General features: G+C 62.9%; 19 protein-coding genes. 12 read left to right on the top strand and 7 right to left on the bottom strand.

All coding sequences use genetic code 11. The features are described 5' to 3' along the window. Positions 1 to 87: 87 nt before the first annotated feature. Positions 88 to 2451 (bottom strand): penicillin acylase family protein, encoded by a 2364-nt coding sequence (locus JYG36_RS26315; protein WP_213602755.1) that lies wholly within the window; start codon positions 2449 to 2451, stop codon positions 88 to 90. An 84-nt stretch (positions 2452 to 2535) separates the two neighbouring features. On the opposite strand from JYG36_RS26315, the gene JYG36_RS26310 reads away from it, so the two are divergent. Next, positions 2536 to 3084, top strand: a complete 549-nt coding sequence (locus JYG36_RS26310; protein WP_213602753.1) for a sugar O-acetyltransferase — start codon at positions 2536 to 2538, stop codon at positions 3082 to 3084. Here JYG36_RS26310 and JYG36_RS26305 read toward each other — a convergent pair. Then, complete coding sequence (locus JYG36_RS26305; protein WP_093377366.1) at positions 3081 to 3650, bottom strand: DUF6436 domain-containing protein; 570 nt, start codon at positions 3648 to 3650, stop codon at positions 3081 to 3083. The genes JYG36_RS26310 and JYG36_RS26305 overlap by 4 nt on opposite strands. Positions 3651 to 3748: 98 nt before the next feature. Between JYG36_RS26305 and bipL the strand changes: the two genes are divergently transcribed. Then, positions 3749 to 4690: a phospholipase BipL gene (bipL, locus tag JYG36_RS26300; protein WP_195885428.1), complete on the top strand. Its 942-nt coding sequence runs from the start codon at positions 3749 to 3751 to the stop codon at positions 4688 to 4690. Here bipL and JYG36_RS26295 read toward each other — a convergent pair whose 3' ends face one another. Next, a complete protein-coding gene (locus tag JYG36_RS26295; RefSeq protein WP_045201792.1) occupies positions 4691 to 5440 on the bottom strand; it encodes a DUF2059 domain-containing protein in 750 nt (249 codons plus the stop codon). It abuts the gene before it with no gap. A gap of 114 nt (positions 5441 to 5554) precedes the next feature. Between JYG36_RS26295 and JYG36_RS26290 the strand changes: the two genes are divergently transcribed. Both JYG36_RS26290 and JYG36_RS26285 read left to right on the top strand, forming a co-directional pair. Continuing rightward, on the top strand, positions 5555 to 6187 hold the full coding sequence (locus JYG36_RS26290) for a 2OG-Fe(II) oxygenase (protein WP_045201793.1): 633 nt from the start codon (positions 5555 to 5557) through the stop codon (positions 6185 to 6187). 1 nt (position 6188) lies between these two features. Beyond that, positions 6189 to 6671, top strand: coding sequence for a 2-thiouracil desulfurase family protein (locus JYG36_RS26285; RefSeq protein WP_195885429.1), 483 nt, complete (start codon positions 6189 to 6191; stop codon positions 6669 to 6671). Positions 6672 to 6738: 67 nt separating this feature from the next. Here the strand turns inward: JYG36_RS26285 and JYG36_RS26280 are convergent, their stop codons facing one another. After that, entirely contained in the window at positions 6739 to 7506 is a 768-nt protein-coding gene (locus tag JYG36_RS26280) for a transporter substrate-binding domain-containing protein (protein WP_213602751.1), read from the bottom strand. Between the two features lie 225 nt (positions 7507 to 7731). Between JYG36_RS26280 and JYG36_RS26275 the strand changes: the two genes are divergently transcribed. Further along, the gene (locus JYG36_RS26275; RefSeq protein WP_045201806.1) at positions 7732 to 8208 is read left to right on the top strand and encodes a DUF4399 domain-containing protein; all 477 of its coding nucleotides are present in this window, start codon (positions 7732 to 7734) and stop codon (positions 8206 to 8208) included. Between the two features lie 56 nt (positions 8209 to 8264). Here the strand turns inward: JYG36_RS26275 and serA are convergent, their stop codons facing one another. Further along, complete coding sequence (serA, locus tag JYG36_RS26270) at positions 8265 to 9494, bottom strand: phosphoglycerate dehydrogenase (protein WP_045201808.1); 1230 nt, start codon at positions 9492 to 9494, stop codon at positions 8265 to 8267. A gap of 172 nt (positions 9495 to 9666) precedes the next feature. On the opposite strand from serA, the gene JYG36_RS26265 reads away from it, so the two are divergent. The 4 genes from JYG36_RS26265 (at position 9667) to JYG36_RS26250 (ending at position 13854) form a co-directional block, all read left to right on the top strand. After that, entirely contained in the window at positions 9667 to 11064 is a 1398-nt protein-coding gene (locus JYG36_RS26265) for a D-2-hydroxyglutarate dehydrogenase (protein ID WP_045201810.1), read from the top strand. 41 nt (positions 11065 to 11105) lie between these two features. Then, entirely contained in the window at positions 11106 to 11771 is a 666-nt protein-coding gene (locus JYG36_RS26260; protein WP_045201812.1) for a fumarylacetoacetate hydrolase family protein, read from the top strand. A gap of 152 nt (positions 11772 to 11923) precedes the next feature. Continuing rightward, complete coding sequence (locus tag JYG36_RS26255) at positions 11924 to 12856, top strand: SdiA-regulated domain-containing protein (RefSeq protein ID WP_213602750.1); 933 nt, start codon at positions 11924 to 11926, stop codon at positions 12854 to 12856. 86 nt (positions 12857 to 12942) lie between these two features. Further along, positions 12943 to 13854: an SdiA-regulated domain-containing protein gene (locus tag JYG36_RS26250; RefSeq protein ID WP_195885432.1), complete on the top strand. Its 912-nt coding sequence runs from the start codon at positions 12943 to 12945 to the stop codon at positions 13852 to 13854. A 60-nt stretch (positions 13855 to 13914) separates the two neighbouring features. Here JYG36_RS26250 and rpiA read toward each other — a convergent pair whose 3' ends face one another. Beyond that, positions 13915 to 14586, bottom strand: a complete 672-nt coding sequence (gene rpiA / locus JYG36_RS26245) for a ribose-5-phosphate isomerase RpiA (RefSeq protein ID WP_010222132.1) — start codon at positions 14584 to 14586, stop codon at positions 13915 to 13917. 136 nt (positions 14587 to 14722) lie between these two features. Here rpiA and ilvA point away from each other — a divergent pair, with 136 nt between their 5' ends. After that, positions 14723 to 16237, top strand: coding sequence for a threonine ammonia-lyase, biosynthetic (gene ilvA / locus JYG36_RS26240; protein WP_045201818.1), 1515 nt, complete (start codon positions 14723 to 14725; stop codon positions 16235 to 16237). A 41-nt stretch (positions 16238 to 16278) separates the two neighbouring features. Next, positions 16279 to 16707, top strand: coding sequence for a DUF2269 family protein (locus tag JYG36_RS26235; protein WP_093377338.1), 429 nt, complete (start codon positions 16279 to 16281; stop codon positions 16705 to 16707). A gap of 46 nt (positions 16708 to 16753) precedes the next feature. Here JYG36_RS26235 and JYG36_RS26230 read toward each other — a convergent pair whose 3' ends face one another. Beyond that, positions 16754 to 17410, bottom strand: coding sequence for a histidinol-phosphatase (locus tag JYG36_RS26230; RefSeq protein WP_045201820.1), 657 nt, complete (start codon positions 17408 to 17410; stop codon positions 16754 to 16756). Positions 17411 to 17550: 140 nt separating this feature from the next. On the opposite strand from JYG36_RS26230, the gene JYG36_RS26225 reads away from it, so the two are divergent. Beyond that, positions 17551 to 18030, top strand: coding sequence for an RNA pyrophosphohydrolase (locus JYG36_RS26225; RefSeq protein ID WP_010222140.1), 480 nt, complete (start codon positions 17551 to 17553; stop codon positions 18028 to 18030). The last annotated feature ends 21 nt before the right edge of the window (positions 18031 to 18051 follow it).

The raw sequence follows: 18051 nt of genomic DNA, 5'->3' as shown, positions 1-18051 counted from the left end.
GCGGGGCAAGTCGGGTCGCCGCACCGCCGCTCCCATCAGTGTCGGTAGGAGCGGCGGTACGGCGACCCGACTTGCCCCGCGATGCTTTCAAGGCACCAGCTTCAAGGTGCTCTGCGCCGGAATCACCCCCATCTGCGCCTTGTGGTAGCGGCCCTCGATATAGTCCTTGGCCTGGTCGCCATAGTGGCGGTCAAACAACACCCCGCTTTGCCCGACCGGGTTGATGGTCAGTGCCTGGCCGGCATCGGCAAAGTCGATCAGGCGCCGGGTCGATGGCCCATAGGTCACCGGCCAGGGCGCCGGGCCGATTTTCGCCGACAGGTTGTTGGGCACTTCATGGCTGCCCGGCGCGGCGAACGGGCCGACGTTGAACAACAGGTTGAGCGGCTTCTGCAGCCCCAATGGGTGGTTGTGGGTCAGGGTGTGTGCCTTGCCCCATTGCCAGCCGGCCGGGTCGTTGCCGAAGGTCTCGCGCAGGTGCGCCAGGGTGTTGCCCCAGGCCTGCTTCACCGCTGCGGTGCGATCGCCGTGCTCGCTGCTGCCCTGTTTGCCCCACCAGGGTGAACCGACGTCGGCCGCCAGGCGCGGCAATGCGGCGTCGATGGCGCGGGTGCTGATCAGGGTCTGGAACCAGGTGTCGCCCAGCTCGTCGTGCAGCGCCGCGTAGGCCAGTTCGTAGAGGAACTGGTTGAACAGCGTGGCACTGACCGAGTCCACCGGATAGTCACCATTCCACGCCGCCAGTTGCTCGACCAGTTCCTTCTCCTGATCGCCCTCGGCCACTTCGCGCAGCACTGCCAGTAGCGGCGCCAGGGTGCGCGGGCCGTAATCGGTGGCGGTGTCCAGTTGCAGCGCCTGGCTGTTTTGCTGGTCCCACTTGATCTGCGGGTCGGCCAGGTGCTGGTTCAGGCGCTGGCCACGGTCGGCCAGGTTGTAATAGCCCGGCACCGGTATGTTCGCTGGCGGCTGGAAGTTGGCCGAGACGATGTAGCCGCTGGCCGGGTTCTGCGCCTGCGGGTTGGCGCTGAAAGGATAAAAACCGAGCTTGTCGGCCTGCGCCGTACTGCCATCGAGAATGAAGCCCGGGTTGACTCCGGCAGGGCGAATCGGCAACTGCGCCGCCGCCCACCAGCCGATATCGCCACGGGCGTTGGCCCAGATCAGGTTGAGCCCGGGTGCCTGGATCTTCGCCGCCGCGGCGCGCATCTTGTCGAGGGTGTCGGCACGGTTGACCTGGTAGAAACCATCGAGGATCGGGTTCTCGGTTTCCAGGAACGCCCACCACACGGCAATCGGCGTCGGGCCCGCCATGTCGCCCAGTACCGTGTTGACGATCGGCCCATGGGGCGAGCGGCGCAGGGTGATGTCCACCGGCGCCTCGTTCTTCACTGCGATCTGTTCATGGGTCTGGCTCAGGGTTTGCCACTGGCCGTTGATCTTCACTTGCTCGGGGTTGTCGGGGTTGACCTGTTCGGCGATCAGGTCGACGTCATCGTTCTGGAACATGGTCAGGCTCCAGCCGAAGTCGCGATTGTGCCCGAGCGATGCGAAGGGATTGAGCGCCTGGTGATAGCCATAGAGGTTGAAGCCGGGCGCGCTCAGTTCCGCCTCGTACCACACCGATGGCACGGCGAAACTGATATGCGGGTCGCCGGCCAGCAGCGGCTTGCCGCTGCGCGTGCGGCTGCCGGCAATGGCCCAGGCATTGCTGCCTTCGTACTGGGGAATGCCGGCATCGCCCAGGGCTTGCTGGCTGAGCTGCGCAAGCTGCTGCAGGCTTTGCCAGTCGCTGGCGGCCAGGGCTGGCGTGCTGGCCAGGGCGCCTTGCGGGTTCCAGTCGAGGTCGAAGATTTTCAGGTAGTCGGCGCCCAGCTGGTCACGGATATAGGTCAGCGCAGGCTCGGTGCGGAACGCTGCGGCAAAGCTGTAGGCCATGTAGCCGGCGATGCTGATGGTGTCCTGGGCGGTAAAGGGCCGTGGCGAGATGCCCAGCACGTCGAACTCCATTGGCTTGGGATGGCTGTCCTGCCAGGCGTTGACGCCCTCAAGGTAGGCCTGCAGGGCCAGCCAGGCGGGCGAGGTTTTGTCCTGGCGCTCGACGTAAAGCTCGGCCTGCTCGCGAATGCGCAGGCTGCGGAACAGGGTGTCGGTAGCGACCAGTTTGCTGCCAAGGATCTCGGCCAGCTCGCCACGGGCCAGGCGGCGGATGATCTCCATCTGGAACAGGCGATCCTGGGCATGCACGTAGCCCAGGGCACGGTACAGGTCGGCCTCGTTCTGCGCCTGGATATGCGGCACGCCGCGGGCGTCGTAGCGCACATTGACCGGTGCCTGCAGGCTGCTCAGGGTAACCTCGCCCTGGCGTTGCGGCAGCTTGCCGTGCACGTACCAGTAACCGCCGCCGGCGGCCGCGGCGATGACCACGGCGAGGAAGGTCAGGCTGCGCTTCATCGTGACTCCTTGTGCTTTTTAGCGGATCGTGTGGTCCGATCATCGAGGTAAAGTCGGACAGAGGATAGCCCCAAAGGAGGGAAGATGAGTCTCAGTGAAAAGCAGAAGATGCTCAGCGGCCAGCTCTATCACGCCAGCTGCCCGCAGCTGCAGGCCGAACAGATCGCCAACAAGCACTGGATGCAGCGCTACAACAACAGCGCCGAGCTGCTCAATGAGCAGCGCCATGGTTTGCTGGTCGAGCATTTCGGCAAGGTCGGTGACGGCGCGGTGATTCGCCCACCGTTCTATTGCGACTACGGCTACAACATCAGTGTCGGCACCAATGTGTTCATGAACTTCAACTGCGTGATCCTCGACGTCACCCCGGTAAGCATCGGCGATGACTGCCAGATCGGCCCGGCGGTGCAGATCTACACCGCCGACCACCCGCTGGACCCGGCGCTACGCCGCAGCGGCCTGGAAAGCGGGCGGCCGGTGAAGATCGGCGGCAACGTGTGGATCGGCGGCGGCGCGATCATCCTGCCGGGGGTGACGGTGGGCGACAACGCGGTGATCGGCGCCGGCAGCGTGGTCACCCGCGATGTGCCGGCGGGTGCCACCGTGGTGGGCAACCCTGCGCGGGTGCGCTAGGGCTGCCAGGGACAGTAGCAGCCCACCGCCATGGTGTGCGTGGCGCTGACGGCGCGGCCCTGGCTCAGGGCGAGCAGGATCGGCTCGATGAAGCTGTTGCTGGAGTTGCAGGTGGCGCCTTCGCTGTAGGGGCCGAAGTAGGCCAGTTGGCCGTTGCGGTCCCAGATCGCCACGCCGGGGGTGGCCGGCAGGTGTTCGGCGCCGGGCAGCTCGCCCAGCGGTTTGAGCGCACTGAGGGTGGCAGGAAGTTGGCCGCGGGTGCCGGGTTTTTGCACCACGTAGAACTCCACGCCTTGGGGGGCGAAGTGCTCGATCAGCTCGCCCAGGTGCTGCTGGTTGCCGACGTTGCACGGGCAGGCCGGGTCCCAGAAGTGCACCAGGCGGATCGGGCCGGGGCCGGCAATGCCCGCCGGCAGTTGCAGGCGGTCGCCGGAGAACAGCGCGGTCTGGTTGTCGAAGGTGCGCAGGTAGCGGCTCTGAAAACTGTCGTAGGCCCACCACAGGCCGGCGCCGCAGAGGGCGGCGAGCAACAGGCCAAGCAGGGTACGCAGGGGCGAGCGGGGCATGTCGGCAGTGTCCGAAAAAAGTCGCTTAGCTTGCCATGCCGGCGGCGACAGATGAATATCACAGGTCAATAACCCGCTTTTGTGTCTGGAATTCTTTTATGCCCGCGTCATTTCAGCCCGACTCCCTACGTGCCAGCCTGACCTCCCTGGCGGCGCGGCAGCCGCTGTCGACGCAGGGCCAGGCCTATCAGCGCTTCTACGGGCTGGATCTGCCCGCCCGCGAAGAGGCCCCGCAGAGCTGGCTCGGGCGCTTCGACGCCGCAGGTTTCGAGGTGGTCGGCCAGGTGTGGCTGCCGGCAGCGCCAGTGGCAACGCTGATTCTGCTGCATGGCTTTTACGATCACATGGGCCTGTACCGGCATGTCATCGACTGGGCGCTGGACCAGCACTATGCGGTGATTTCCTGCGACCTGCCGGGGCACGGGCTGTCCAGCGGCGAGCGGGCCAGCATCGATGATTTCAGCGCCTACCAGCAGGTGCTGCATGCGTTGTTCGAGCAGGCCCGCAGCCTTGAGTTGCCGCAGCCCTGGCACCTGTTCGGGCAGAGCACCGGTGGCGCCATCGTCGTCGACCATCTGCTGCATCACGGCGCCCAGAGCCCGGCCCAGGGCGAGGTGATCCTGCTGGCGCCGCTGGTACGGCCACGGGCCTGGCGCTGGTCGAAGTTCAGCTACCGGGTGCTCAAGCCGTTCGTCAACGGCATCGAACGGCGCTTCAGCGAGAACAGCAACGACCCGACCTTCTTGCCGTTCCTGCTGGCCGACCCGCTGCAGCCAAGGCGCCTGCCGACGGCCTGGGTCGGGGCGCTGCTCGATTGGGTCAAGCGTATCGAGGCGGCGCCGCTCAGCCCGCGCCAGCCGCTGATCATCCAGGGCGAATGCGACATGACCGTCGATTGGCCGTACAACCTCAAGGTGCTGGGGGAGAAGTTCGCCGCGCCGCGGATCCTGATGATCCCCGAAGCGCGGCATCACCTGGCCAACGAGCTGCCGGCGATTCGCGCGCGCTATTTCGAGTTCATCGACCAGCGCCTGGGCTGATCACTTCAGCTGCGAGGTTTCCTGGCCCACCGCAAGGCCGGCGCGGATCGCCGCCAGGGCCGCCTTGTAGTAAGCCTTGCCTTCAGCGGATTCGGCAAAGGTGGCGAACTCTTCAAGCTCGGCGTCGGACAGGTCGCGATAGACGTACAGCAAGGTGTTGTTCAGCTCGCTGCCGATCTGCTCCATCAAACGCTGGCGCTGGCCGTCGAGCAGGCCCTGGGCCTGGCCGCCACCGAGCAGGCCGGGGATCATCTGGCTAAGGCTGTCGGCGGCGACCCCGGCAATCGCCAGGCTCACTTCGGCACCGGCTTCACGGGCCGGCAGGGCCTGGGCCAGGTGGCCGATGATCAGCAGGCGGTTGTCGCTGGCCTGGACCTTGGGCAGGCCCTTGGCATTCTTGGCCAGCTGGTCGCGACGGGTGGCGAGCAGTTCGGCAGCGACGATCTTGCGCCCCAGCGGCGACTGGAAGAACGCCAGGGCCGGCGCTGGATCGCTGAGATTGGCGCGCAATTGGGCCTCGGCGCGTTTATCCACGGCCTGGGCCTGGAAGCGCTGATTGCTGTTATTGACCAGCGCCTGGTAAACCGCAGGCGGCAGGCTGTTGCGATAGCGCTGCTGGGCGGCATCGAGGGCATCGGTAAAGTGGGCGCGCTGCTCGGGCCAGCCGGCGACCTTGTAGAGTTGGTCGAGGCTGTCTGCCCAGACAGGCGTGGTGCAGATCATCATCAGCAGTAAAAACAAACGGCGCATTCAGGACTCCTGTCGGCAGGGCGCTATTGTCCTTGCCATGGCGGGGCTTTGTCGAGAAGCCATTGCATACTCTCGGCCAAGTGGCGCTGTCGGATTTCGCAGCAGATCGATACTATGCGCGACATGCACATATCCCCTGATGACCCCCTGCTGTTGCGCATCGTCGACGACCTGGCCACCCGTGGCTGGTCGCAGCAAGATACCTTTCTTCCAGAGCCTCTGACCCTGGCGCTGGCGGCCGAGTGCCGCAAACGCGCCGCCGAGGGCGAGCTGGAACCGGCAGCCGTGGGTCGGGGCGTTGCCCAGGAGGTCCGCGAGGGCATCCGCGGCGACCGCATCCAGTGGCTGGAGCCCGGCCAGGCCGAGCCTTGCGACCACTACCTGGCACTGATGGACAGCCTGCGCCTGGCCCTCAATCGCGGGCTGTTCCTCGGTCTTGAGGACTTCGAGTGCCACTTCGCCCTGTATCCGCCGGGCGCCTTTTATCGCAAACATCTTGACCGCTTTCGCGACGACGACCGGCGCATGGTTTCGGCGGTGATCTACCTCAATGAAGGCTGGCAGCCCGAACATGGCGGCCAGCTACGCATGACCCTCAAGGGTGATGTCGAGCACGACGTGCCGCCGATTGGCGGTTGCCTGGTGATATTCCTTTCCGGCGAAGTCCCCCATGAGGTGCTGCCGGCCCATCGCGACCGCCTGTCGTTGACCGGCTGGTTCCGCCGCCGTGGCAACGAGCCGTTCTGAGATGCACAAGGTCCTGGTCAGTGCCTGCCTGCTCGGCCAGCCGGTGCGCTATGACGGACGCGCCAGCGGCCATCCGGAATTGCTCCAGCAGTGGCAAAACCAGGGGCGCATCGTGCCTTTGTGCCCTGAAGTGGCCGGCGGCTTGCCAACGCCACGGCCACCGGCGGAGATCCCCGGTGGCCAGGGCGCAGCGGTGCTCGAAGGTGACACGCAGGTACTGACCGTCACGGGCGAGGATGTCAGTGTGCAATTTCTGGCCGGTGCGCAGCGGGCGCTGGAGCTGGTGCGGCGGCATGGCATCCGTATCGCGGTGCTCAAGTCAGGCAGTCCTTCGTGTGGCAATCTGCTGACTTATGACGGTACCTTCAGTGGCACCAAAGTCACCGGCGAAGGGGTGACTGTGGCGTTACTGCGCCGGGAAGGGGTGCAGGTGTTCAGTGAGCTGGAGCTTGAGGCGGCAGAGCAAGCCTTGAAACAGCTTTAACACCATCGCGGGGCAAGCCCGCTCCTACCGGGCCCGGTGGGAGCGGGCTTGCCCCGCGAAGCTTTTGTTACTTCGGCGGCTTGCTCGCATCCATCCCGAACCACTTCTGCGACAGCTCGCTCAAGCGGCCATCGGCCTTGATTCGCTGCAGGGCGTTGTCCACAGCGCTCTGGAACGCCGGGTTTCCCTTCTGAAACGGAATCGCCAGGGTCAGGATCGGGCCAACGGTGGCTCCCTTGCTCACCGCTTGCTGGCTGTCGCGGATGGCATAGGGCACCAGCAAACGGTCGCTGATGGCGGCATCGATCTGGTCGCTGGCCACGTCTTTGATCGGCTGCATGGCATCCGCGTAGCTGCGCAGGTCCACGCCTTCGACCACCCGCGCCTGTTCGGCGAACTGGCTGCCCTGGACCACGCCCAGGCTATGGCCCTTGAGGGCCTGGAGGGAACTCAGCGGGCGCTTTTCTTCCTTGCGCACGATCAGTTGGGCACTGGAATACGCGTAGGGCTCGCTGAAATCCAGGCGCTCCTTGAGCTCAGGGGTAGCGGCGATGTGGTTGATGGCGATGTCGTAGCTGCCGCTTTCAACGCCTTGCAGCAGGTCTTTGGCTTCAACCACGACAAACTCGGCGCGCACATCCAGTTCGTTGGCCAGCAACTGTCCAAGCTCGACTTCGAAGCCGCTCAGCTTGTCGTTTTCCTTGAAATTGAACGGCGCCATGTTGGCTTCTACGGCAATGCGCAGTTCACCGCGGTCGTTGACGTCGTCGATCAGCTCGGCCTGTGCCCATGGGCTGAGCAGGGTGGCAAGTAGTACCCCAATGGCAAAACGCATTTAAGCCCCTTGAATGCTTGGCAGTGAAATCGAGTCGCCGCGACTTTCTGGTGTTGTCACGGTCGAACACAACTTAAGACCACGTCAGGTGGAGGATGTTTAACGGGCGGCGAAATTTTTCTGTCACCGTTGTTAAACATGTTTTGACGCATTTGGACTATGGTAATCCACCGTTGCCGTTCGTTCAGTGGCAAGGGTTATTGAAGTAAAACACAGGAGAAGTGAATGAAAAGCCTATTTTCGCGTGCAGCCGTCGCCGGATTGCTGATGGGGGTCTCGGCCTTTGCCGCTGCCGCCGATGGCCTGAAAAGCCAGGAGCCGCCAAAAGCCGCCAAGGTCTTCATCGTTTCCCCGGCCGATGGCGCCACGGTCGACCAGACCTTCACCGTCAAATTCGGCATCGAGGGCATGGAGCTCAAGCCGGCGGGTGATCAGACCCCGCATAGCGGCCACCACCACTTGCTGGTGGACGTCGATCAAGAACCTGCAGCCGACCAGGTACTGCCAACCAGCCTACTGCCGGAAAACAACGCGCCGCTGGCGGCGGGCCCGCAAGTGCTGCACTTCGGCAAGGCACAGACTGAAGTAAAACTGACCCTGACCCCGGGCAAGCACACCCTGCAACTGGTGCTGGGCGACAAGTTCCACGTGCCGTTCAAGCCAAGCGTCGAGTCGAAGAAGATCACCGTTACCGTCAAGTAAGGCGGGCATAAAAAAGGGAGGCCATCACGGCCTCCCTTTTTTGTCGCACGGAAAACTTAGAACAGAACGCGGGAACGGATGGTGCCCTTGATCTGTTGCAGTTTTTCTTGCGCCAGGTCCGAGTACTCGGCGTCAACGTCGATAACCACGTAACCGACTTTCTCGTTGGTCTGCAGGAACTGACCGGAGATGTTGATCCCGTTTTCGGCGAACACTTTGTTGATTTCGCTGAGTACACCCGGGATGTTTTCGTGGATGTGCAGCAGGCGGTGTTTGCCCGGGTGCGCCGGCAGGGCCACTTCAGGGAAGTTGACCGACGACACGGAAGTACCGTTGTCGCTGTACTTGACCAGCTTTTCGGCCACTTCCAGACCAATGTTGGCCTGGGCTTCAGCGGTGGAACCGCCGATGTGCGGGGTCAGGATCACGTTGTCCAGGCCACGCAGCGGGCTTTCGAATTGCTCGTCGTTGGAGCGCGGCTCGACCGGGAACACGTCGATGGCGGCGCCAATCAGGTGCTTGTCCTTGATCGCCGCAGCCAGGTGATCCAGTTCGACCACGGTACCGCGGGCGGCGTTGATCAGGATCGAGCCCTTCTTCATCGCGCGGATTTCTTTCTCGCCGATCATCCACTGGGTGGATGGCAGCTCAGGCACGTGCAGCGAGACGATGTCGGCCAGGCCCAGCAGTTCGTTGAGGCTGGTGACCTGGGTCGCGTTGCCCAGTGGCAGCTTGGTCAGCGGGTCGAAGAAGAACACCTGCATGCCCAGGCTTTCGGCCAGGACCGACAGTTGCGTGCCGATCGAGCCGTAGCCGACGATGCCCAGCTTCTTGCCGCGGATCTCGAAGGAGTTGGCCGCGCTCTTGATCCAGCCGCCACGGTGGCAGGAAGCGTTTTTCTCGGGGATGCCGCGCAGCAGTAAGATCGCTTCGGCCAGCACCAGCTCGGCCACCGAGCGGGTGTTGGAGTACGGCGCGTTGAACACGGCGATACCGCGCTCACGAGCGGCGTTCAGGTCAACCTGGTTGGTACCGATGCAGAAACAGCCGACAGCGACCAGTTTCTTGGCGCAGTCGAAAACCTCTTCGGTCAGTTGAGTGCGCGAGCGGATGCCGATGAAATGGGCATCAGCGATCTTTTCTTTCAACTCAGCGTCGGGCAGAGAACCGGTGAGGTACTCGATGCTGGTATACCCGGCGGCCTTGAGGACGTCCACGGCGGATTGGTGGACGCCTTCGAGAAGAAGGAACTTGATCTTGCTCTTATCGAGAGAAGTCTTGCTCATCTGCGTAAACCTGTGTCCCGGAGAAAAATGGCAGGGAAGTGAAGCTCTCGCAGCATCGGCCTGAAGCACGATCAGCGGGGGGCGTATGCTAGCATGAGTACCCCCCGATACGCCCATCCCTGGGACGTGAAGAGTGCTCAGGGTGACTATGAATAGTTCGAGAGTTCTATCGATGACCGATTCTGCGCTGATTGATGAGCTGATGACCCTGGTAGAGCCCGGCAAGGTGCTGACCGATGCGGCCTCCCTTGAGGCTTACGGCAAGGACTGGACCAAGCACTTCGCCCCCGCGCCCTCGGCCATCGTCTTCCCCAAGAGCATCGACCAGGTCCAGGCCATCGTGCGCTGGGCCAACCGGCACAAGGTCGCCCTGGTGCCGTCGGGCGGTCGCACCGGGCTATCAGCTGCAGCGGTGGCGGCCAATGGCGAGGTGGTCGTGGCGTTCGACTACATGAACCAGATTCTCGATTTCAACGAGTTCGACCGCTCGGTGGTCTGTCAGCCGGGGGTGGTTACCCAGCAGCTACAGGATTTTGCCGAAGACAAGGGCCTCTACTACCCAGTGGACTTTGCCTCGGCAGGTTCCAGCCAGATTGGCGGCAATATCGGCACCAATGCCGGCGGGATCAAGGTTATTCGCTACGGCATGACCCGCAACTGGGTGGCCGGCCTCAAGGTCGTCACCGGCAAGGGCGACCTGCTCGAGCTGAACAAGGACCTGATCAAGAACGCCACCGGCTACGACCTGCGCCAGCTGTTCATCGGCGCCGAGGGCACCCTGGGCTTTGTGGTCGAGGCGACCATGCGCCTGGATCGGGCGCCGAACAACCTCACGGCGATGGTCCTCGGTACCCCGGATTTCGACTCGATCATGCCGGTGCTGCACGCGTTTCGCGCCAAGCTCGACCTGACAGCCTTCGAGTTCTTTTCCGACAAGGCCCTGGCCAAGATCATGGGCCGTGGCGACGTGCCGGCACCGTTCGAAACCGACTGCCCGTTCTATGTCTTGCTGGAGTTCGAAGCCAGCAACGAAGAGGTGGCCAATGATGCCCTGGCCACTTTCGAGCACTGCGTCGAGCAGGGCTGGGTGCTCGACGGCGTCATGAGCCAGAGCGAGCAGCAACTGCAGAACCTGTGGAAGTTGCGCGAGTACATCTCCGAGACCATCTCGCACTGGACCCCGTATAAGAACGACATTTCCGTGACCGTGTCGAAAGTACCGGCGTTTCTCAAGGATATCGACGCGATCGTCGCCGATAACTACCCGGACTTCGAAGTGGTCTGGTACGGCCACATCGGCGACGGCAACCTGCACCTGAACATCCTCAAGCCCGACAACCTGAGCAAGGACGAGTTCTTTGCCAAGTGCGCGACGGTCAACAAGTGGGTGTTCGAGACCGTCGAGAAGTACAACGGCTCGATCTCTGCCGAGCACGGTGTCGGCATGACCAAGCGCGACTACTTGACCTACAGCCGTTCGCCGGTCGAAATCGAATACATGAAAGCAGTGAAGGCGGCGTTCGATCCTAACGGGATCATGAACCCGGGCAAGATCTTCGCGGTCGAGTAAGCCACAGGCACAAGAGCATCCAATAGCGCCAGGAGTCGGTAATGAGCTATCAGCACCAGTATGTAGACGGCACGCGTATTCACTTTCCGCTGGGCAAGGTGGTGTGCATCGGGCGCAACTATGCAGAGCACGCCAAAGAGCTGGATAACCCGATCCCGAGCGAGCCGCTGCTGTTCATCAAGCCGGGCAGTTGCGTGGTGCCGCTGGACAGCGGCTTCAAGATCCCGACCGAGCGTGGCTCGGTGCACTACGAGACGGAAATTGCCGTGTTGCTCGGCAAGTCGCTGTCCACCAGCCCCACCGAAGAAGAAGTGCTCGACGCCATCTCCGGCTTTGCCCCGGCCTTGGACCTGACCCTGCGCGACCTGCAGGCGCAGCTCAAGGAAAAGGGCCTGCCGTGGGAGCGCTCCAAGTGCTTCGATGGCGCCTGCGTACTGCCGCCGTTCGTGCCGGTCGGTGCCTTTGAAGACCTGACTGACATCGGCATCCGCCTGACCCTCAACGGTGAGGTGCGCCAGGACGGCAACAGCGCGCTGATGCTCAACCCGATCGTGCCGATGATCCAGCACATGGCCACGCAATTCTCGCTGCTGGCCGGCGACGTGATTCTCACCGGTACCCCGGTTGGCGTCGGCCCGCTCAACCCCGGCGACCAACTGGTGCTCGAACTGCCAGGCGTCAGCCGTTTCGAAAGCCAGGTGCTCTGAACCACCGACGTGGCAGCCAGAAATACTGGCTGCCATACTGCCCGTCGGCTTTTGCCATTTTTTTCACAATCGATCCGGATAATGCTTGCGGACCTGGCTCTGCGAAATGTGCCGGTACGGTGTTATCAACTGGCAAAAAAGAGCACAAATCCATGGCCACTCCTCTTCCTTCGAGCAATTCCCTGCCGCCTGCGCGCAAGCGTGGCCTGGCCTTGCGCTGGTCCACCTGGCTGGTGGCCGCGGCGATCATCGGCTATGGCGTGGCGATCGCCATGCATTGGGATGACCGTGGCCTGCTCTGGTTGCAGGAGCGTTTCGAAAGCCAGAGCGAGCAACAGGCGAGCATCTGGTTGCCGGACTACCAGGTCGATATCGATGCCAAGGTATTGCCGGGCATGGAGGACGATGAAGCTTCAGACCTGTCCTACAACCCGGTGAGCAAAACTCTGTTCGCGGTCATGGGCAAGAATCCCTTTCTGGTCGAACTGACCCTTGACGGCGACGTGCTGCGCAAGATGCCCCTGGTGGGCTGGAGCAACCCCGAGGGCGTGGCCGTGCTTGAAGGCGGGCGCCTGGCGATCGTCGACGAGCGCGATCACAAGATGACCATCGTCACCCTTGCTGCCGACACCAAGTCGCTGAACATCGCCGATTTCCCCCAATACGACCTCGGCCCCTCGGCAAACCAGAACAAGGCCTTCGAAGCCGTGGCCTGGGACCCTCTGCAGCAGCGCATCATCCTCGGCGAAGAGCGGCCGCCGGCATTGTTCACCTGGAAAAGCGACGGCCACAGCCCGCTGACCGGCGACAAGCAGCCGCTGCCAAGCGACGAACTGGACCTGCGCAACCTCTCGGCGCTGGGTGTCGACCCGCGCACCGGGCATCTGCTGGTGCTGTCGGCCGACTCCAACATGCTCCTGGAGCTGGACGAGAAGGGCGAGCAGGTCAGCTTCATGACCCTGCTGGGCGGCTTCAACGGCCTGAAGAAGCGAATTCCGCGCGCCGAAGGCGTGGCGATGGACGAACACGGCACGCTGTACATCGTCAGTGAGCCGGACTTGTTCTATCGTTTCAAAAAGCCGTGATTTCAGACTTTTCCTACGTCAGGATTTAAGTTTCGCTTCAGTTGAGTGTGGGAAGATTCAGGCTGTCACCCAAAGAGTCCACCTGAATGCGTCGCTACATCCGCCTGCCGCTGATTTTTCTGGTTGCGAGCCTTCTCGCCTTGCTCCTGGTCGCCGTTGCCGGGCAGCAATACCGTTTGTTCGAGCGCGGCTGGTTCAACCTCAAGACCTGGTGGCAGCCGTTCGAGCAGAGCATCGGCCTGGATCAATACCAGGTGGTGCTTGAGGCGCAACCCATCGAAGGCCTGGACGACGATATCTCGGCGCTGACCTTCGACCCTGACCGCAACAGCCTGTTCACCGTGACCAACAAGCGTTCCGAGCTGATCGAGCTGTCGCTGGACGGGCGTATCCTGAGGCGCGTGCCGTTGACCGGCTTTGGTGATCCGGAGGCGGTGGAGTACGTCGGCGCCAACAGCTACGTGATTACCGATGAGCGCGAGCAGCGCCTGATTCGCGTGCGCCTGACCGACAACACGCCGTTTCTCGACGCCAAGGATGCCGAACAGCTGACCCTGGGCATTGGCCTCAATGGCAACAAAGGCTTTGAGGGCCTGGCCTACGACTCGGCCGGCAAGCGTCTGTTCGTCGCCAAGGAGCGCGACCCGATGCTGATCTACGAGGTGCATGGCTTCCCCCACGACAACCCCGAGCAGCCGTATGCGGTGCATGTGGTACAGGACCAGAAGCGTGATTCGCGGTTGTTTGTGCGGGATCTGTCGAGCTTGCAGTTCGATGAGCGCAGCGGCCACTTGCTGGCGCTGTCGGATGAGTCGCAACTGGTGCTGGAGCTGGATGTGCAGGGCAAGCCGTTGAGCACCTTGTCGCTGCGCAAGGGTTTTCAGGGCTTGAACAAGAGTGTGCCGCAGGCCGAAGGCATCGCCATGGACGATGCCGGGACCATTTACCTGGTCAGCGAGCCGAACCTGTTTTACGTGTTCAAGAAGCCGACCGAGTAGGCATTATCGCGGGGCAAGCCCGCTCCTACATTGTAGGAGCGGGCTTGCCCCGCGATGCTATCAGGCCTTGAGGCTCTTGACCCCTTCCGAAGTCCCCAGCAACAGCAGATCCGCCGGGCGCGCCGCGAACAGGCCGTTGGTGACCACGCCGACAATCGCGTTGATCTGGCTTTCCAGCTCGACCGGGTTGGTGATCTGCAGGTTGTGCACATCGAGAATGATGTTGCCGTTATCGGTCAGCACACCCTCGCGGTACACCGGGTCGCCGCCAAGCTTGACCAGCTGGCGGGCCACATGGCTGCGGGCCATGGGGATGACTTCGACCGGCAGCGGGAAGGCGCCCAGCACCGGTACCAGCTTGCTGGCGTCGGCGATGCAGATGAAGGTCTTGGCCACGGCGGCAACGATCTTCTCGCGGGTCAGGGCCGCGCCACCACCCTTGATCAGGTTCAGGTGCTCGTCGCTTTCGTCGGCGCCGTCGACGTAGAACTCCAGGTCACTGACAGTGTTCAGCTCGTACACCGGAATGCCATGACCCTTCAGGCGTGCCGCGGTCGCTTCGGAGCTGGCGACCGCGCCGTCGAAGGCGGTCTTGTGCTTGGCCAGGGCGTCAATGAAGCAGTTGGCGGTCGAGCCGGTGCCGACGCCGACGATGCTCTTGTCGTCGAGCTTGGGCAGAATGAAATCGACAGCGGCCTGGGCGACAGCCTGTTTGAGTTGGTCCTGGGTCATGCGGGCTCCGAAGCGGGGAGGAGTATCGTGAAGGCGCGTAGTATAGCGGCTAAAACCGCTGCCTTGCTGTGGTCGCCCGACAGGGCGCTGGGGTAGACTCGCAAACCCCGCCCAACCGCTCAGTGATGCTTTCCCGATGCTCGAACAGTACGTCAAGAAGATCCTCACCTCGCGCGTTTACGACGTCGCCGTCGAAACTCCGTTGCAGACCGCCGGCCAGCTGAGCAAGCGTCTGGGCAACAACATCCTGCTCAAGCGTGAAGACTTGCAGCCGGTGTTCTCGTTCAAGATTCGCGGTGCCTATAACAAGCTGGCCCAGCTCAGTGCTGAGGAACTGGCCCGTGGCGTAGTCACCGCATCGGCTGGCAACCATGCCCAGGGCGTGGCCCTGGCGGCCCGTGAGTTGGGGATCAAGGCTACCATCGTGATGCCCAAGACCACCCCCGAGATCAAGATCGAAGGCGTGCGTTCGCGCGGCGGCAAGGTGGTGCTGCACGGTGACTCGTTCCCGGAAGCGCTGGCTTATTCGCTGAAGCTGGTGGACGAGAAGGGCTATGTCTACATCCACCCCTATGACGATCCGCACACCATTGCCGGGCAGGGCACCGTGGCCATGGAAATCCTTCGTCAGCACCCGGGGCAACTGGACGCGATCTTCGTCCCGGTTGGTGGTGGCGGCCTGATTGCCGGCATCGCCGCCTACGTGAAGTACCTGCGCCCGGAAATCAAAGTGATCGGCGTCGAGCCGGACGACTCCAACTGCCTGCAGGCCGCCATGGCTGCGGGTGAACGCGTGGTATTGCCGCAGGTCGGGCTGTTTGCCGATGGCGTGGCGGTGGCGCAGATCGGCCAGCACACCTTTGACATCTGCAAGGACTACGTCGACGCGGTGATTACCGTCAGTACCGACGAGATCTGCGCAGCCATCAAGGATATCTACGACGATACCCGCTCGATCACCGAACCTGCCGGCGCCTTGGGCGTTGCCGGGATCAAGAAGTACGTCGAACTCAATGGCGTGGCCGGCCAGACCCTGGTGGCCATCGACTCCGGCGCCAACGTCAACTTCGACCGCCTGCGCCATGTTGCCGAGCGCGCCGAGCTGGGCGAGGGCCGCGAAGCCATCATCGCCGTGACCATCCCCGAGCAGCCGGGCAGCTTCAAGGCCTTCTGCGAGGCGGTGGGCAAGCGCCAGATCACCGAATTCAACTACCGCTACCATGCCGACGGCGAAGCACACATCTTTGTCGGCGTGCAGACCCATCCGGATACCGACCCGCGTAGCGCGCTGATCCAGAGCCTGACCGAGCAAGGCTTCCCGGTGCTCGACCTGACCGACAACGAGCTGGCCAAGCTGCATATCCGCCACATGGTCGGCGGCCATGCGGCGCGGGTCAGCGACGAGCTGGTGCTGCGTTTCGAGTTCCCGGAGCGTCCGGGGGCGCTGTTCAACTTCCTCAACAAGCTCGGCGGGCGCTGGAACATCTCGATGTTCCACTATCGCAACCATGGCGCGGCCGATGGTCGCGTGGTCGCCGGCCTGCAGGTACCGGATGATGAGCGCCACCTGGTGCCGGCGGCGCTGGCCAAGATTGGCTACCCGTACTGGGACGAAACCGATAACCCGGCGTACCGGCTGTTCCTGGGCTGAGCGTCTACGCTGTTGGGCAACGCCTGAGGAAGAAATAAGAAATGGAACTGCTGACTACCCTGAAAATCGCCCACATCCTGGCCACCGTGTTGCTGCTGGGCAGCGCCCTGGGGCTGGCGATCTGGACCTTTATCGCGCGCCGCAAGGGCGATGCCAGTGCCCACACCCGGCTGATGGCCCGGCCGCTGGTGTTTGTCTGGCTGTTGATGGGCATCTGCCTGGTGAGCATGCCCTTTACCGGCTGGTGGCTGGTGCACCTGATCGGCTGGCCGCTGGGCCAGACCTGGGTGCTGGGGTCCAGCGTGATCTACACCTTCGCAGCGTTCAGCTGGTTCTGGCTGCTGGCGCGGGTCAACCGCCTGCGCACGGCGCCGACTGTGGGCAACCCGAAATTCACCCTGGCGCTGGCGGTGTTCAGCGGTGTCTGTTTTATCGCCATCGCCGGGCTGATGGGTGCCAAGCCGGTCTGATCATGCGGGCTTCGGTGGGAGCGAGCAGTCGCTCCCATAGCGGCGATCAATCGCGCAGGCTGATCACCGGCCAACCGCGCTTTTCAGCTTCGGCGCGCAGGTTCGGGTCCGGATCGACGGCGACCGGGTTGGCCACCTTCTCCAGCAGCGGCAGGTCGTTCATCGAGTCGCTGTAGAAGTAGCTGTCGTCCAGGCTGTAGCCGTTTTCCAGCAACCAGCGGTTCAGACGCGTCACTTTGCCTTCACGGAAGCAGGGTATATCGGTACTGCGCCCGCTGAAACGGCCGTCGAGCATTTCGCATTCGGTCGCCAGCAGGGTCTGTACGCCCAGGCGCTTGGCGATCGGGCCGGTGATGAAACGGTTGGTGGCGGTGATGATCACCAGTTTGTCGCCGGCATCCTGGTGCTTTTTCAGCAGGGCCAGGGCCTTGGGCAGGATGATCGGCTCGACGCAGTCGCGCATGAAGTCGCGATGCCATTCGTCGAGTTGCGCCATTTCCGTGGTCGCGAGGATTTCCAGGCTGAAGTTCAGGTAGGCGTTCAGGTCCAGCTTGCCGGCCAGATAGTCCTGATAGAAGGCGTCGTTGCGGTTCTGGTACTCGACCGGGTCGAGAATGCCGCGTTCGCACAGGTAGTCACCCCAGGCGTGGTCGCTGTCGCCACCAAGGAGCGTGTTGTCCAGATCGAATAAAGCCAGGCGCATTTAAGTCACTCGCATAACATCTGAAAAGTCCCACAGAATACGGACTTTTCACATCGGTGCACATAAGGTAAACAGGCGCGTTGCTGGCCTTGTGACCTTTGTGGAACAATGCCGTGACATGCGTTTGCGAGGTTGCTGCCGTGATCGACCCCGATGGTTTTCGCCCCAATGTCGGGATCATTCTGACGAATGATCTTGGGCAGGTGCTATGGGCTCGACGGATCAACCAGGATGCCTGGCAGTTTCCCCAGGGAGGTATCAACCCCGAGGAAACGCCGGAAGATGCCCTGTACCGCGAGCTGAACGAAGAAGTGGGGCTGGAGCGAGATGATGTTGAAATTCTTGCCTGCACCCGCGGCTGGTTGCGTTATCGTTTACCCCAACGCCTGGTCCGTACCCACAGCCAACCGCTGTGCATCGGCCAGAAACAGAAATGGTTCCTGCTGCGCCTGGTCTCCAACGAGCAACGGGTGCGGATGGACTTGACCGGTAAACCGGAGTTCGACGGCTGGCGCTGGGTCAGCTATTGGTATCCGCTGGGCCAGGTGGTGACATTCAAGCGCGAGGTTTACCGCCGCGCTCTCAAAGAGCTTGCCCCGCGCCTGCTGGCGCGCGACTGACGACGGAGTTCGACCCCGAGC

Source organism: Pseudomonas sp. SORT22 (assembly GCF_018417635.1).
Taxonomy (GTDB): Bacteria; Pseudomonadota; Gammaproteobacteria; order Pseudomonadales; family Pseudomonadaceae; genus Aquipseudomonas.
Note: the sequence above shows the minus strand (reverse complement) of the source record. Positions and strands in the feature narration are given on the sequence as shown.